Here is a 279-nt window from a genome sequence, read left to right on the forward strand (position 1 = left end):
CTGGCTAGACAAGAATCGGCGGCTGTGGAAGAACTGCGAGCGGCTGCTCAACACCAGCTTGCAGTTCGTCCACTTGGCTTTCCTGGTTCTGCTGCTCAGGAGATCTTGAACACGTTCTTAGCCCTTAGCCCTTAGCCCTTAGCCCTTAGCCCTTAGCCCTTAGAACGTGTTTACGATCCTTCTATGACTCGACAATAGCCGAGTGAAGAGAAAGCCCTACGCCAGCGACGTCAGCAGAGAGAAGTTTGCGCAGATCGAGCCGCTGCTGCGCAGCGTGCG

General features: G+C 55.6%; 1 pseudogene. It reads left to right on the top strand.

Annotation, left to right across the window (positions count from 1 at the left end):
• Nucleotides 1-109: pseudogene (locus SJH88_RS19585) on the top strand (IS5/IS1182 family transposase); the annotation flags it as partial.
• Between the last annotated feature and the right edge of the window lie 170 nt (nucleotides 110-279).

This window comes from Comamonas sp. GCA5 (genome assembly GCF_036541385.1).
In the GTDB taxonomy this organism is placed as follows: Bacteria; Pseudomonadota; Gammaproteobacteria; order Burkholderiales; family Burkholderiaceae_C; genus Comamonas; species Comamonas aquatica.